Origin of the sequence: Streptomyces sp. NPDC007162 (genome assembly GCF_040634175.1) — a bacterium.
Classification (GTDB): domain Bacteria; phylum Actinomycetota; class Actinomycetes; order Streptomycetales; family Streptomycetaceae; genus Streptomyces.
Window position 1 is genome coordinate 1 of record NZ_JBEYFC010000053.1, and the last position, 15543, is coordinate 15543.

General features: G+C 66.9%; 12 protein-coding genes and 1 pseudogene. 7 read left to right on the forward strand and 6 right to left on the reverse strand.

The features are described 5' to 3' along the window. Positions 1 to 291: 291 nt before the first annotated feature. Positions 292 to 472: pseudogene (locus tag ABZ646_RS09220) on the reverse strand (type III effector protein); the annotation flags it as partial. A 356-nt stretch (positions 473 to 828) separates the two neighbouring features. On the opposite strand from ABZ646_RS09220, the gene ABZ646_RS09225 reads away from it, so the two are divergent. Next, a complete protein-coding gene (locus ABZ646_RS09225) occupies positions 829 to 2163 on the forward strand; it encodes an amidohydrolase family protein (RefSeq protein WP_360514933.1) in 1335 nt (444 codons plus the stop codon). Positions 2164 to 2214: 51 nt separating this feature from the next. Here the strand turns inward: ABZ646_RS09225 and ABZ646_RS09230 are convergent, their stop codons facing one another. The 4 genes from ABZ646_RS09230 to ABZ646_RS09245 form a co-directional block, all read right to left on the reverse strand. After that, positions 2215 to 3177, reverse strand: a complete 963-nt coding sequence (locus ABZ646_RS09230; RefSeq protein ID WP_360514936.1) for a LysR family transcriptional regulator — start codon at positions 3175 to 3177, stop codon at positions 2215 to 2217. Positions 3178 to 3418: 241 nt separating this feature from the next. Then, positions 3419 to 4237 (reverse strand): enoyl-CoA hydratase/isomerase family protein, encoded by an 819-nt coding sequence (locus ABZ646_RS09235; protein WP_360514939.1) that lies wholly within the window; start codon positions 4235 to 4237, stop codon positions 3419 to 3421. 251 nt (positions 4238 to 4488) lie between these two features. Further along, positions 4489 to 5322 (reverse strand): NAD(P)-dependent oxidoreductase, encoded by an 834-nt coding sequence (locus tag ABZ646_RS09240; RefSeq protein WP_360514942.1) that lies wholly within the window; start codon positions 5320 to 5322, stop codon positions 4489 to 4491. A gap of 314 nt (positions 5323 to 5636) precedes the next feature. Further along, positions 5637 to 6332: a TetR/AcrR family transcriptional regulator gene (locus ABZ646_RS09245; RefSeq protein ID WP_360514945.1), complete on the reverse strand. Its 696-nt coding sequence runs from the start codon at positions 6330 to 6332 to the stop codon at positions 5637 to 5639. A gap of 833 nt (positions 6333 to 7165) precedes the next feature. Here ABZ646_RS09245 and ABZ646_RS09250 point away from each other — a divergent pair. The 6 genes from ABZ646_RS09250 (at position 7166) to ABZ646_RS09275 (ending at position 14108) form a co-directional block, all read left to right on the forward strand. Next, entirely contained in the window at positions 7166 to 8914 is a 1749-nt protein-coding gene (locus tag ABZ646_RS09250; RefSeq protein WP_360514948.1) for an FAD-dependent monooxygenase, read from the forward strand. A gap of 81 nt (positions 8915 to 8995) precedes the next feature. Beyond that, positions 8996 to 10651, forward strand: coding sequence for an AMP-binding protein (locus tag ABZ646_RS09255; RefSeq protein WP_360514951.1), 1656 nt, complete (start codon positions 8996 to 8998; stop codon positions 10649 to 10651). Positions 10652 to 10706: 55 nt separating this feature from the next. Next, positions 10707 to 11525: a fumarylacetoacetate hydrolase family protein gene (locus ABZ646_RS09260; protein ID WP_360514954.1), complete on the forward strand. Its 819-nt coding sequence runs from the start codon at positions 10707 to 10709 to the stop codon at positions 11523 to 11525. A gap of 65 nt (positions 11526 to 11590) precedes the next feature. After that, positions 11591 to 12433 carry a cupin domain-containing protein gene (locus ABZ646_RS09265; protein ID WP_360514957.1) on the forward strand — a complete coding sequence of 281 codons (843 nt, stop codon included), beginning with the start codon at positions 11591 to 11593 and terminating at the stop codon, positions 12431 to 12433. Further along, entirely contained in the window at positions 12430 to 13641 is a 1212-nt protein-coding gene (locus tag ABZ646_RS09270) for a DUF3500 domain-containing protein (protein WP_360514960.1), read from the forward strand. The genes ABZ646_RS09265 and ABZ646_RS09270 overlap by 4 nt, the downstream gene beginning before the upstream one ends. A gap of 95 nt (positions 13642 to 13736) precedes the next feature. Continuing rightward, positions 13737 to 14108: a hypothetical protein gene (locus ABZ646_RS09275; RefSeq protein ID WP_360514963.1), complete on the forward strand. Its 372-nt coding sequence runs from the start codon at positions 13737 to 13739 to the stop codon at positions 14106 to 14108. 80 nt (positions 14109 to 14188) lie between these two features. Here the strand turns inward: ABZ646_RS09275 and ABZ646_RS09280 are convergent, their stop codons facing one another. Then, complete coding sequence (locus ABZ646_RS09280; RefSeq protein WP_360514966.1) at positions 14189 to 15466, reverse strand: glycoside hydrolase family 5 protein; 1278 nt, start codon at positions 15464 to 15466, stop codon at positions 14189 to 14191. Positions 15467 to 15543: the final 77 nt, after the last annotated feature.

Sequence of the window (15543 nt, forward strand, 5' to 3'; positions counted from 1 at the left end):
CAGTGTGGTGCGCGTCCGCGTCCTCGCTGCGCTAAAAGCGGCGATCCTGCGCTATGTTGCTGGCTTTTCCCTCGAAGACTGCTCGTTGTGCGATCGCACGCGAAGGGCGCCGTGTTGCGGCTGCGTGGTCGACGCCGCCGCTGGTCAGGCTTCCGCCCATTCAAGTGATGAGGTTGATGGTCTGGAGTTCTGTGCTGTCACGGCACCAGGCACGGCTGTAAGGGCGGTCGGCCCAGCACATTCCTGGCCTGTTGGTGGTATAGCCGTTGCGCACCCCTGACCAGTGCAAATGCTCAGCTCGCGCAGGTCGGCCGCATGGCGACGGACGCAGGTAGAGGGCCGCCCAAGTGGTGGTGCGGTCGCGGACACGGTGTTCGCGGGTGGCCTGGGCGCGTTGTCCGCCGGTGGTTCCGGCCGGTTCGGGAGGGCGGCGAAGACAGCCGCGTTCGGCGGCCTGGCGCCTGGCGGCGCCACGGCCACTTTGCGCAACCTCGCCACCGGACTCATGCGTCAAGCGGGCTGGACCAACATCGCTGCCGCAACCGATCACTACCGGCCATTGGGTTCTCGCAGTTACTGATTTTGCGGGATGGACTTCATGCACCGGATTCATGGCACTAGCTCAAATTGTTCATTGGACGATCACATCCGTCATGGATATCGTCGCTCGTATCAATAGCGGGATGCCGGTGCAGCCGACTTCGCCGATATCTGCATTCGACTAATCATCGGAAGTGTGCCCCGGGATTTTAACGATCCCCGGGCCGAGAGAGTCGATCAAGCGCCGCTACGCACATCCTCACCCTCCCAGATGACGGAGATGAACACGTGAACGCAGTATCCGCGGCGCCCCAGGGCGCTCGCATCCTGATAACCGGTGGCACCGTGCTGACGATGGATCCGGAGCTCGGCGACTTCGCTGTCGGTGACGTGCTGATCGAAGACGGCAAAATCGCGGCGGTCGGTGAGAATCTCGGCGACCGCGCCGCCGGCGCCGAGGTCGTCGACGTCAAAGGCATGATCCTGTTGCCCGGCTTCGTGAACAGCCATATGCACATGTACCACACACTGGGGCGAGCGCTGATCGCCGACGGCGGATTCGACGCGTACGTGGATACGATCACCATCGGACCGGACAGCCTGGATGCGGCGCACCGGCCGGAGGACGTCCAGCTTGCCGTGCTGGTGGCCGCCCTGCAGCAGATCAACGCGGGCGTGACCACGACGATCGATACCTCGCACTACCAGCCGACACCGGCACACCGGGACGGGATCATCGCCGGTCTTCGGGAGAGCGGCCTGCGCGCGGTGTTCACGTACTGGGGCGGGATGGTCGGCGAGTGGAGCGACTGGGATGATCTGGCCCGCGTACGTGCCGAGTACTTCGATTCCGACGATCAACTGCTCACCCTTGCTCTCGGAGGCAACCCCGACGTCGCTGTCTGGCGAGCAGGGCGCGAGCACGGCCTGAACGTCATAGCGCACGCACGCAGCGAGGCAGGGGCCGAGGCGATCGCTCGTGGGCACGAGGAGGGGATCCTGGGACCCCATATGACCTTCATCCACTGCACCGACTTCGACGACATCTCCTTCAAGTACATCGCGGACAGCGGAGGTGCCGTATCGATCGCTGCGCCTATTGAGTTGTCGATGGGGCAGGGACTCCCGCCGTTCCAGCAGTCCCTCGACCACGGCATTCTTCCGAGCTTGAGCAGTGACGTCGAAACGAACATGGCCAGCGACATGTTCACCGTCATGCGTAGCGCATTCACGTCACAGCGTCACGAGATCCACACCCGAGCCCTCGCGGGCGACAGTGAGGTCCCAGCGCTGCTGACTTCGGCACAGCTACTTCGGTCGGCGACCAGTGCCGGCGCGGCCGCCGCCCACCTCGACAGCATCGGCAGTCTCACTCCGGGTAAACGCGCGGACGTGGTCGTCCTCGATGCGAGGTCGATCAACACCATGCCGCTGAACTCGGCCGTCCAGGCGGTCGTGGCACTGATGGACACCAGTAACGTCGAGCATGTCCTCGTGGACGGCGTCCCGCGAAAGTGGGCGGGACGGCTCGTCGGTGTGGACGTGGGCAAGCTCGCGCGCGAGGTGGAGACCGCGCGTGACGGCCTCTTCGCGCGAAGCGGCAAGCAGGTGCCTTTGGTCTAGGTATCGGCAAGCGTCGCGCCGACGGATGTGGACTGTCGGCGCGGCGGACCGCTACGCGAGTAACAAGCCGGTCGGCTGGTCCTCCTCCGCAGCGGCAGCGAGAACGAGTCTGCTCTCGAACCAGGCTCGCGCAGGGTCGTGCGCGCCCCGCGGGTTCCAGACCATGTCGACCCCCCACGCCGGCACCTCGATCGGCAGCGGCCAGGTGCGGATCAGTCCGACGTCGGCGAACTGACGGGCAAGCCCCTTCTGTACGACTGCGATGCAGTCGTTCAGCCGAATCAACAACATGGGTAGCTGGAGGCAGTCGTGCACCTGACCGCGCACCACCCATTCCAGCCCCTGGCGCTCCATGGCCAGATAGGGCGGCGTCCAACCGTCGACCTCGCACACGACATGCGGGCATCTGCGCAGATCGGACACTGTGGGACCGCCGTCGAAGGTTGGGCCATTCCGACCGCTGACCACGACGAACTCGTCGGTGAAGAGCCGTTTCCGGTGCAGCGGCGACGCGATATTGCTGGGCAGCAGTGTCAGGTCTACGTCCGGCCGCTCGCGGAATGTCCCTGATTCGACCAGTGGCAAGGTGTGAACGGTGACACCGGGAGCCTCCGCACTAAGCCGCCGAAGCAAGGGCGGAAGGAGGACGACCGCCGTGGAGGAGGCGAGAGCAACCCGGAAACGGCGAACAGCCCTCTGCGGGTTGAACCGGGTGTTGCCAAGGATGTCCTGGTCTACCCGAGTGAGCAGTTCGGTCAAGGGGCCGAGCAGCGACTCGCCCCGCGGTGTCAACTGTAGCGACGGGCCGACCCTGGTGAGCAACTCGTCGTTGAACAGTTTGCGACAGCGCCTGAGGCTGTGGCTCATGGCGGATTGAGTCAGGCCGATCCGCGTCGCTGCTCGCGTCACGCTCCGTTCCGCGAGCAGCACTTGCAGCGAGACCAGCAAGTTCAAGTCCACGGTCGCCAGCCGAGCCAGTTCCTGCCGCGCCGTATCAACATCGACAGCGGACACGGTTCACCTCTTTTCGTCGCCATCTTTCCGGGGCCCGAGGGCCGCCACACCTGCGGACCAGCCGAGGTGCGCGAACCACGTCGTCAGCGGCTCAAGCGGGCGGAGCCGCAGGCATCGTCGTACGCGGCTATGTTCGAAACGCTCCCTGAGCGCCTGTCGATCGACCTTGCTGCTCCCGGTTTCAGTGTGCTCGCCCCCGTCTCGTTGCCACACCCCCCGTCATTAGCTGAGCACTGGCAGGTCATCCGCCCGTATAGGTCGCCTTGCCGGGGCTGTCGCGGAGGAACGAGGCGACAGCGTGGCGCAGGTCGTCGGTTGCGAACAGAGCACCGGAAACCGTCGGCACGGCGTCGTCGGCGGCCCGTATCCCGTCGCGGACCGCCGACGTCACCAGCCGCTTGGTCGCCGCGTGGGCACAGGTAGGGCCCGCGGCAAGGCGGCGCGCAAACTCCCGCGCCGCTTCCGGGAAGTTCTCATCGGGTAGAACACGGTTCACGACGTTCCAGCGCTCCAGAGTGGTCGCTCGATAGCGTTCTCCTGTGTAGACCAGCTCACGGGCTCTGGCCGGCCCGGCGCGCTCGGCCAGCCTCTGCGGTCCGCCCATCGAGGGCGTCAACCCTACGACTGTCTCAACCAGTCCGAAGGACGCGGACTCGGCGGCCAGCAGAATGTCGCACGCGAGAGCGATCTCGAAGGCCGCGGTGAGGGTCAGCGCGTGCGCGGCGAACACCGTGGGGACCGGCAATTCCTCCAATGCCTGGATGATCCGCAGCAGTCGCTCCCACAGGGTCCCGGCCTTCTGCACCGCATCGGGACTCTCCACGATGGCGGCGAACAGCGCCACGTCGACGCCGCCTGAGACGACTTTGCCCGCTGTCTCGACGAGAACCGCTCTGGCGCGACCGGGGCGCGCCGGATCGGTGACGGAGGTGAGCTCGTCGACGACCTGCTCCCATGCGGCGAACACCTCCTCGTCGAAGAGGTTCAGCGGCGGCTTGTCGAGTATGACGACCGCGAGGGCACCGTCACTTTCGTACTCGATGCGGACCGGTGATGTCATAGGCGTCATCCCTTCCAAATCATGTGTCATCGATGTTCGCCGATCGTCCTGCCGGCGCGCGCGAAGAGATCGAACGGTGAGCCGGTACAGGGCAGTTCTGGCGGTAGGAGTAGCCGAAGACCTGTCGTCAACGTGCGTGAGCCGCAGGTCACCTCGAGGAGCCGGGTGAAGTCGCAACCGCTTCGTCCTGTGCCGATGCGACGGCCAAGCGGCAGATCACAACGGTGGTCTCCATGGCTTCCTGCGAAGAGTCATCCCACTCGCGGCTGATCAACGAACAGGTCCAGCTCGGGATGGTCTCCACCACCGTAACGTGCCAGGTCCGTGACACCAGCTTGGCCCAGAACGTCGGAGTCGATGAGGGTCTTGCCGGTCTGTTCGTGCGGTGGGCGGGAGAGCAAGGCGAGGGCCGCGTCGGCCATGATCTCGGGACTTCGTGACCGGGAAGCGCTCTCGCTGCCGAGGACGTTGGTCACAGCGGCGGTCGCGATCATGGTTTGGGGCCAGAGGCAGTTCGCTGCGATGCCGTGGTCGGCGAACTCGGCTGCCCAGCCGAGGGTGAGCAGTGTCATCCCGTACTTGGAGAGGGTGTAGGCGGGGTGGGCGCCGAGCCAGCGCGGGGCCAGGTTGATCGGTGGCGACAGGGTCAGGATGTGGGCGTGGTCGGAGCGTTTCAGGTACGGCAGGCAGGCCCGGGTCAGTACGAAGGTGCCCCTGCTGTTGATCGCCTGCATGAGGTCGAAGCGTTTGAGGGGCAGTTCCTCGGTGCCCCGCACATCGAGGGCGCTGGCGTTGTTGACGCAGATGTCGACACCGCCGAACCGGTCGAGGGCGGTGGCGACCGCGCGCTCGACGTCGGCCTCCTGGCGGACGTCTCCGACCACGGCGACGGCGGAGCCGCCGGCGGCCTCGATCGTGGCCACCGCGGTGTGCACGGTCCCGGGCAGTCTCGGGTCGGGCGTGTCGGTCTTGGCCAGGAACACTGCGTTGGCGCCCTCGCGGGCGGCGGCGGTGAGGATGGCGAGCCCGATGCCGCGGCTGCCGCCGGACATCACGATGGTCCGGCCCTTCAGTGATGTACCCATGCGGGGTGCTCCCGTCGTCGGTGCCGTAGCGGGTGTGTCAGTGGAGGGTGAAGTGCGGGGGGCCGCTTCCCCGGGAAGGCGCAAGCGCCTCCCGGAGGTCCTGGTGGTGGGGCATCGGGCGGGACAGCTTCGATGGCGGCGCCCAGAACGGCGCCGCCTGCTGCTTTCCGCCCGCGCTGAGGAGAGGCGGCGGACAACGGGCTGACCAGGTTGCCGCCCGGGCGCGAGTCCACTGTCGCCGTGACAGCCGAGATCGGCGTGGATCCTGGCCCCGTGGCCGAGAGGAACTCGGCGTTAGGTCCGTATGTACCTGGTCAGTCCCTGACTTGGCCTTCCATGCGAGGATCCGGGTCCCCGTGGCCCGCGCCGTGCCGGAAGCAGCGCCCTGTAAGGGACCCGTCGCAGGCGACGCCGGACACCACGAAGTCGGCCACCGATTCGGCAACCTCCTCGGCGGCGTGCGGGCCCTCCGGCTGGTACCACTGGTAGATCGCGTTGGCGGTGGAGAACATCTCGATCGAGGCCAACCGGGGATCGATCAGTCGGCACACCGCATGCTCCTCCATGCCATTGGTGAGCAGCTGACGCACGAACGCCTCGACCTGGTCCCGCACCTCGACGATCTCGTCGCGGCGGTCGGCCGACAGGTGGCGCAGGTCTCGGTAGATGAGTGACGATTTCTCCAGTTCATCCGTATTGATGCGTACGTGCCAGGTGAAGTACTGCCTTAGCCGCTGGAGGGCCGGCCCGTCCAGTGCCTGGGCTCGCCGCAGGGTGTCCCGGGTCAGGTCGTGCGCCTCGCGGATGATCGCGTACAGCAGGTCTTCCTTGTTCTGCACGTAGTGGTACAGGCTGCCCTTGGTGATGCCCAGGGCGGCTGCGACGTCCCCGACCGAGGCCTCGGAGTAGCCAAGGCGGTAGAACACTCCGGCCGCGACGTCGATCACCTCCTGCCAGCGACGGCTGCTCGGGTTCTGGTTGGCGGTCTTTCGCCTCTCGGCCGTGGTCATCGTCCTTCTCTCATCTGCTTGGCCCCGAGCGTAGTACCGGTGCCTGGATGGGGGAGGCGAGCCACCTCGTTCTCCCAACCGGCCGTCCGGTTCCCAACCGGACGTCCGGCTGGTAGCGTAACCCGCGCCGGGGCGGGCGTGAAGCCCGCTTCGGGCAACGGCCGCAACGAAGCCTCCACGACGGGACGAGAAGAGAGGTGATCGGTGAGCGCCCACAGAACGGCCATGAGCCCTGCCCTTCCTGTGGCCAGGAGTGGCAGTGGCTCGGCACGATGCCGGAGCACCACACGTTGCTGACGACATTTGCCGCATGCCGTGCCCTTTGCGAAGGCGGAAAGATCGCCATTGCGACCGCATGCCATCTCGGGCCGCCGTAGCCATCCAGAGGAAACGGCTGAGGACCCGTCAGTTGGCGAGTTGCAAGGACCCCTGAAGCCCCAACCCGGGCTACAGGGACGCATGCAGCTAGTTTCACCTGCTCAAGAAGGACATGATTCACCCCGCGGGTTTCAGGGGCCCGCGAGGTCCGCCGTGGTGGGGATTCCGCCCCCCTGCGCCGAGACCGTCAGGGCGTTCCTCCTGCCCTTCCTCCCCTGGTACGACCGTCACGCCTGAATCGCTGATCCCCTCGGCAAGGACACCAAGGTCGTCTGCACGTGCCCGCACGTCCAGCTCCCTGACGAGCTGTTCGAGGCCCGACAGCCTGAGTCTTCGCGACAGCCCGAGGGCCCCCGCAAAGGAGCAGCCAGGAACATGAACGACGCCGTCATCAGCGCACCCCTTGTCACCGGCATACAACCAGGGCCGACAGCGAGAGGCGGGGAGCGGGTGCGATGAGCGTGATAGTCACGGACGTACTCGTGGTCGGTGCCGGACCGGCCGGGCTCGCGGCCTCCGCCCTGTTGGCGCGTCAGGACGTGTCGGCCATCACGATCACCAAGTACCGGGCGACGGCCAACGGGCCCCGTGCGCATCTCGCCAACCAGCGGACGGTCGAGATCATGCGCGACCTCGGAATCGAGCGCGAGGTGTACAACGGCGGCTACAAGATGGCGGAGGTCCCGGACATCGTCTGGACCACCGACCTCTCCGGCCGTGAGCTCTCCCGCCGTCGAGCCTGGGGCACCAGGACCGACCTGAAGGGCGAATACGAAGCGGCCAGCCCCTGCCAGATCACCAACATCGCTCAGAACTACCTGGAGCCGGTCATCCTGAACCGTGCCCTGGCACTCGGCGCGGACATCCGCTTCAACTCCGAGCTGACGGACGTCGCTCAGGACGCGGAGGGGGTGACAGCGACGGTGCGCTACCGCGCCACCGGCCAGGAGTACACGATCCGCGCCCGCTACCTTCTGGGGGCGGACGGCGGACGCTCCACGGTCGCCGCCCAGGCCGGCTTCGACTTCGAAGGACAGGGGAAACTCGGGTACGCCGTCAACGCCTACATCGAGGCCGACCTCAGCCACCTCGTCGCCCATCGCCCCGGCATCCTGTACTGGACCAATCACCCGGGCAAGGAGTACTTCTTCGGGTCGGGTACGTTCGCTCTCGTCCGCCAGTGGAACGAGTGGCTGGTGCAGTTCAGCTACGACCCCACCTTCGATCCGCTGGACGCCACCGAGGAGACGATCCTCCCGCGCATCCGCGCCGCGATCGGCGACCCCGACGTCCCCGTGAAGGTGCGGGGAGTCGGTGCGTGGGAACTTCAGGAGAAGATGGCGACCTCGTACCGCAAGGGGCGGATCTTCATCGCGGGTGACGCGGCCCACCGCCACAACCCGTCCAACGGACTCGGAGCCAACACCTCGATCCAGGACTCGTACAACATCGCCTGGAAACTCGCCGCGGTCCTGGGCGGCCATGCCTCCGACGCGCTCCTGGACTCCTACGAGGCGGAGCGGCTGCCGGTCGGCCGGCAGATCGTCGCGCGTGCCACCGCGTCCATCGGATTCGTGGCCGCTCTGCCCACCCATATCGGGATCACCGCGGGGCAGTCCGAGGCGGAGGGCTTCGCGGCCATCGACACGTTCCTGTCGGCCACTCCCGAAGGCCGGAAGCGGCGGCAGAACATCCTGGAGGCACTGGACGTCTGGGACTACGGCATCAACACGCACGGCGTCGAGATGGGGCAGCGTTATGTTTCGGCGGCCGTCGCCGACGACGGCACTCCCATGCCGGCCTACGAGCGGGACGAGGAGCTGCACTACCAGCCGACCACTCACCCTGGGGCGTACCTGCCCCACGTGTGGTTGGACCACCACGGCAAGCAGGTCAGCACGCTCGATCTGGTTCCGGCCGACACGTGGACGGTCATCACCGGCAACGACGGTCAGGCCTGGGCGGACGCGGCTGAGCAACTGTCCGCGGAACTGGGCTTTCCGATCGCCGCGGTGGCGGTCGGCTTGGGCCTTCCGCACGCCGACGTCTACGGGGACTGGGCCAAGATGCGGGAGATCACGGACGGAGGGTGCCTCCTGATCCGGCCGGACAAGTACATCGCGTTCCGGGCGAAGGACGTGACCGACGATCCTGCCGCCGATCTCCGTACCGCTCTCACGAAGATCCTGCATCCCGATTCCTGACGTGGCAGCGCACGAGTCCGATTGCCGCGCCGCATGGCAATCGGACGACTACCGCGATGTCTCTCGACGCTGAGGACGACCATGACTGTCTACGACGCCAAACCCTGGCTCGCCCGCTATGACTTAGGTCAGCAGGCCACCGTGACACTCGAGCACGACAACGCGCTGGCCATGTTCCGTGCCACGGTGAAGCGCACTCCGGACAGCGACGCGATCCGCTACTTCGACGGCCGCATCAACTTCCGTAAGCTCGACGAGCTGTCCGACGCGTTCGCCGCCGGAATCACCGACGAGGGCTTCACGCCCGGCGAGCGCGTGGCGATCTACTGCCAGAACATCCCGCAGTTCGTCATCGCCCAGATCGGCACATGGAAAGCCGGCGGCATCGTCGTGTCCATCAACCCGATGAACAAGGAACGCGAACTCACTGAGCTGCTCAACGACTCGGCCGCGTCGGTGCTCGTGTGTCTGCAGTCCCTGTACCGGGACGTCGCGGCCGCGGTCCTGCCAGGTACATCGGTGCGCACCGTGGTCACCACCTCCGAGCTCGACCTGCAAACGCGCGACGACGCCCGGGTGTTGGCCGGAGTCGAGCGCCTCGACTGTCCGGACACGGTCGATCTACTGGGCCTCCTCGGGCGCTTCCGGGGGCGCCCTGCGCCGACTGTGAGCCTCGCCGCGGACGACGTCGCGCTTCTGACCTACACGTCGGGCACGACGGGTCCGCCCAAAGGAGCGATGAGCACTCATCGCAACATCGTCTTCACCGCCACCACCTACCGGCAGTGGATGGACATCGGTCCCGCCGACGTCGTGCTCGGCATAGCGCCCCTCTTCCACATCACAGGCCAGATCGGCCACGTCGCCCTCTCCCTCCTGACCGGCGCGCCCCTTGTCCTGATGTACCGGATGGACCCAGGGCTGACCCTCGACACGGCCCAGGCGGAGAAAGCCACCTTCACGGTCGGTTCCATCACCGTGTTCATCGCGCTGATGAACACTCCCGGCGCGGGCAGGGCGAAACTCGGCACACTGACCAAGGTGTTCTCCGGAGGCGCCCCCATTCCTCCCAGTACGGTGACGGCTTTCCGGGAGACCTTCGGAACGTACGTGCACAACATCTACGGCCTCACCGAGACGACCTCGCCGACGCACATCGTGCCCCTCCAGGCCGAAGCGCCAGTCGATCCGGTGTCCGGCGCGCTCTCGGTGGGCGTCCCCGTCTTCGACACCGTCGCACGCATCGTCGATGACGAAGGCAACGAACTGCCCGTCGGGGAGACCGGCGAACTGGTGGTGTCCGGACCACAGGTCATGGCCGGCTACTGGAACAAGCCCGAGGAGACGGCGTCGGCCCTGCGCCACGATGGCTTCCACACCGGCGACGTCGGCCACATGGACCACGACGGCTGGTTCTACCTCGTCGACCGCAAGAAGGACCAGATCAACGCGGGTGGTTACAAGATCTGGCCCCGGGAGGTCGAGGACGTCCTCTACGAACATCCCGCCGTCAGGGAGGCCGCCGTGGTCGGCGTACGTGACACCTACCGCGGCGAAACGGTCAAGGCCTTCATCTCGCTCAAGGCGTCCGCCACGGTCTCCGCCGAGGAACTCATCGCCTTCGCCAAGGAACGCATGGCCGCCTACAAGTACCCCCGCCAGATCGAGATTCTCGACGACATCCCCAAGACCGCCAGCGGCAAGGTGCTGCGACGCGAACTGCGCGGACGCGGCTGAGCGAACCCACCGGCCCACGTTCCGAACCCTGAACCACCGAAAGAATGGTCACCCCATGAAGCTCGCCACCGTCCGTGTCAACGAACAGACCCAGGCCGTTGTGATAGACGGCGAAGACGCTGTCGAGGTAGGCGCGCCGGACGTCGGTGCATTGCTGTCGGACGCCGCGTGGCGACACCGGGCCGCTGGGGCTCGCGGCCCACGGTACGACGTGACCACGCTCGACTACGCCCCGCTGGTACCACGCCCCTCGAAGATCATTTGCGTGGGCCTCAATTACCGTGCCCACATCCTTGAAGTCGGCCAACCGCTCCCCGAATACCCGACTTTGTTCGCCAAGTTCACGCCAGCCCTGATCGGAGCTTTCGACGACATCCAACTCCCGGACGTGGTCGAGCAGATGGACTGGGAGGCGGAACTCGGAGTCGTCGTGGGCGCCCACGCCTACCGGGTCGACGAAGCCGGGGCGGAAGCGGCCATCGCGGGATACACGGTCTGCAACGACGTCTCAGCGCGGGACTGGCAACTGCGCACCCCGCAGTGGCTGCAGGGCAAGACCTTCGCAGGCACCACCCCTGTCGGCCCCTGGCTCGTGACCCCCGACGAGGCCGGCTCGGCCCACGAGATCACCTGCGAGGTGGGCGGAAAGTTGATGCAGAAGGCCACCACTGCCGACCTCGTCTTCGGACCGGCACACCTCGTCTCCTACATCTCGACGATCCTGCCGCTCGAACCAGGCGACCTCATCATGACCGGCACCCCCGGTGGGGTCGGCCACGCCCTGTCTCCCCAGCGCTGGCTCGCGGACGGCGAGCAGGTCGTCACCCGGATCAGCGGAGTCGGTGAGTGCCGCAACGTCTGCCGGCGCGGCTGACCACCGCGCCGACGGCGCGACTCACCTCTCTGACCACATCACCCCAGCTCCCGAGGAGATGAGCCATGGCTCGCATGCAGTACATACGCCCGTTCGATGAGACCAAGACGTTCGACACCGGATTCCCCGGTTACAGCGCCCAGTTCGTCTCGCATCTGGAGAGCGCGCTGATCGTCGCCAGTCACATCGAGTCCGGCGGTTGTGGTCCAAGCCTGCACTACCACCACAGCGACCAGCTGTACTTCCTGATCCGCGGATCGATGAACGTGCGGCTCGGCGAGGAGGTGCACCGGATCGACGCCGGGACCCTTGTATTCATCCCGGCCGGACTCGCGCACTGCAACTGGAACGACGGGGACGGTACGGAGACCCATTTCGAGATCATCGCCCCGGCCCCGACGCCCGGGGCCCAGATCGCGCTGCTCGTCGACAAGCCGGAGGACGTTCCCGCCGATCGGCGCAACATTGTTCCGGGCTTCGTCAAGGCAGTCGACGTATCCGACATGGCCGAGCCGATGCCCGGATTCAGGATCCTGCCCCTGGCGGACCCGGACTCCGGTTCCACGAACCTTGCCATCAACTACGCCGAGGTGAACCCGGGCCAGGGAGGGCCGGGCACCCACATCCACGAGTTCGACCAGTACTACTTCGTCCTCGAGGGCACCCTCACCATAGAGGTGGCCCTGGAGAAGCACACGGTCGGGCCGGACACGCTCGTCATCCTTCCGGCCGGCATACCGCACAGGCAGTACAACGACGGTGATGTGGTGGAGAAGCATCTGACCCTCCTGGCCCCGCCTCCCGAGGACGGGCGGCCCTGGGACCGCGGTGTGATGTTCGAGCCCAACGGCGAGGGACTCGTCGGCGTCACCACCGCCCGCCACGACCAGAAGCCGGCCTCATCATGACCGGTCTGTACCGCGGATACGGGCCGCGTCCGCCCGTGCTTCCGCTCAAGCGCGGCACCGTCGACTTCACCGACGATGCGGGCGTCGGCGCCATGCTCCAGCTCCTCGGCGACGCCGAGCTGCCCCCCGTGGAACGAACCGCACGGGAGCCGTTCGTCGGCATCACCACCGACGGCACGCCGGAACGGGGACTGTTCCCGCTCAAAGACGAGGGTGCCCGCGGCGCGGACGCCGCACGGGCGGCCAGGGACTACCACGCCGGCCTCGACCCCCAGCAGCGGGCACGGGCGGCACTGCCCGTCGACGCCGACGAGTGGCAGCTGTGGAGCAACGCCTTCCTCACCTTCCCGGAGCACGGGCTGCTGCTCCAGGAACTGGAGGACGGGCAGCGCAAGGCGGCACTCGCCGTGATCGAGGCATCCCTCAGCCCGACGGGCTACGCGCAGGCACGCCAGGCGATGCGGCTCAACGGCGCGCTGGGCGAACTCGTCGGCGCCTACCGCGACACCCTGACCGAGTACTGCTACTGGTTCACCCTCTTCGGGACACCGGGCCCCGAGGGCCCCTGGGGATGGCAGCTGCAGGGACATCACATCGATCTGCACTGCCTGTTCATCGACGGTCAGGTGGTCCTGACACCGGCCTTCCTCGGCTCGGAGTTCGAGGGGGAGAACCTTTTCGGCGAGCACCAGCGTCTGGCCCGCGAGTTCATGGACTCGCTCGACACCGCCCAGCGCGACCGGGCCCTGCTGTACGGCTCCATGCTCGCCGCCGACCTGCCGCACGAACTCGCGGGAGCGGTCGACGGACGACACAGGACCGGCGCGGGCCGCGACAACATCGTACTGGCCCCGGCTGGACTGCCCGGTGACGCGCTCGGCCCCGGCCAGCGAGAACTCCTGCTCAGACTGGCCGACCCCTACCTCGCGAACCTGCCGGACGCCCCCCGAGCCCACCGCCGTGCCCAGGTGGAGCGCCACCTCGACAGCACCCACCTCGGCTGGATCGGCACCTGGGAGGAAGGGGCCCCGTTCTACTACCGGTTCCACAGCCCCGTACTCCTCGTCGAGTACGACAACCATCCCGGGATCTTCCTCGGCAACGACGAACCCGAACCCTTCCACGTGCACACGATCGTCCGCACCCCGAACGGGGGCGACTACGGCAAGGACCTCCTCCGCCAGCACTACGCCCGGCACCAGCACTGAACCCGCCAGTCGGCCGTCGCGCCACCTGAAAAGCTTCAGTCCTTCACCTGTGGGCAGCACGCACCGGCGTCGAGACGCGGGTCACCGACACCCTGGTGAACTGCTCCTACGCGTCTACCCTGAGCCAGAACGTCCAGGCGAACGAGACCACGACCAGCACCACGACCAACAGCGTCAACGCCTCGTTCGGCATCAAGTGGACACCTCTGACGGATGTCCTGGAACTCCAGGTCCGGCGCCGGCTACACGCGCAGCTGCGCGAAGTCGTCGGGCTGGTCCAAGACCACCGGACTCTCGGTTCCCCCGCGCCGGGTGGGATGGATCGGGCTCCGCCCCGTGATGCGTACGGTGCGCAGCAACCGCGCGTACTACGAAACGCCATCGGCAAAGTACTCAACAACGACGGCACCCCCAGCGGCCAGTACGTGGCCGACGACCGTCGCGTGAATTCCTCCGACGCCTGCTGAGGCGGCTGGACAATGCCGTACGGCTTTCCCGGCGAGGTGCAACTCGCCGGGAAAGCATCGCCGCCACTGACGCAAGACCGTCATCCGTCGGCGAGCGCGTCCAGCAGCCAGTCGCGCCGCACGCACTGCTCCAGGGCGAAGGAGTCGGCCAGGGCGAGGACGTCCTCGTCACCGAGGCCGCGGAAGAGCTCGGCGTACTCCTGGACCAGGGGCTGGCCCAGCAGAACGTGGCGCAGGAGGACGTCCAGCCACTGGCGGGCGCCGAAGGGCTGGGGGGAGAAGCCGGGGAACTCCTTGGTGACGAGGTCTTCGAGCGGCTTGGCCAGTTCGCGGATCTCGCCCTGCGGGGAACCCCAGGCCTCCGCGCCCAGCCGGTGTTTCTTCGCCATGAACTCGCCGAAGTGGCGCTGGTAGGCGCTGTCCTCCCCGATGTGGACGAGTCCTTGCAGACCGACGTCCTTGTAGGTCCAGATCGACCAACTGACCTCGTGGCGCCGGTAGATGTCCAACTGGTCGGCGAGGAGTTGGGCGCACTGTTCGTCGCGTGCCGGGTCGCCGGTGTAGACGGGGCCGAACTCGCCGACCCACACGGGGGTGTTGGTCTCCCGCATGTAGGCGGTGCGGCGCAGGAACGCCTCCTCAACCTGCTCCTTGTCGATCCAGATGCCGTCCGTGTCCCCGGGGTAGCCGCCGCTGCGGGCGAAGCCGGCGCGTGCGTAGTCGTGGCAGGTGTAGACGGCGTTCTCGATGGGATCGCCGAATATCCCGAAGTCGGTGGAGTAGTGGTTGCCGTCGAGGAAGAGGATGTGGTGCGGGTCCACTGAGCGGATGGCTGCCGCGAGGCGGTCGTAGAAGGCGGGCAGCACCTGTCCGGAGTCGTCGGCGGGTTCGTTGACCGGGTTGTAGCCGGCCACCCAGGGGTTGTCCTTGTAGCGGTCCGCGATGAACTCCCATAGACGCACCACCCGGTCCTGGAAGTGCGGGTGGTCCCAGAAGAACGCCACGTGTGTGGGGTTGTCGGAGTGCCACTGGTGGTTCTGGTAGCCGGGCAGGGAGTGCAGGTCGATGACGGTGTAGATGCCGTGTCGTGCGCACAGGTCCACGACGCGGTCGAGCTGGGCGAAGCCCTCCTCGCGGATGGCGAAGGGGTGGGCGTCGTCCTCGAGGTGGCGGTAGTTCACTGGCAGGCGCAGGCAGTTGAGGCCCTTGGAGGCGAGCAGTGCGGCGTCGGCCTCGTCGAAGAAGACCGTCAGCAGCCGGTCGAAGAAGAGGTCGTGGCGGCGCTCGCCGAGCACCTCGCGTACCGCGGAGCGCATCGCGGCCTCGTTGCCCGGGAAGCCGGTGATGAAATTCTCCATGTTCAGCCAACCGCCGAGGCCGGCGCCCCGGAGGCGGACCGGGGTGCCGTCGTACGTCTCGAGCCGGGTACTGGCGA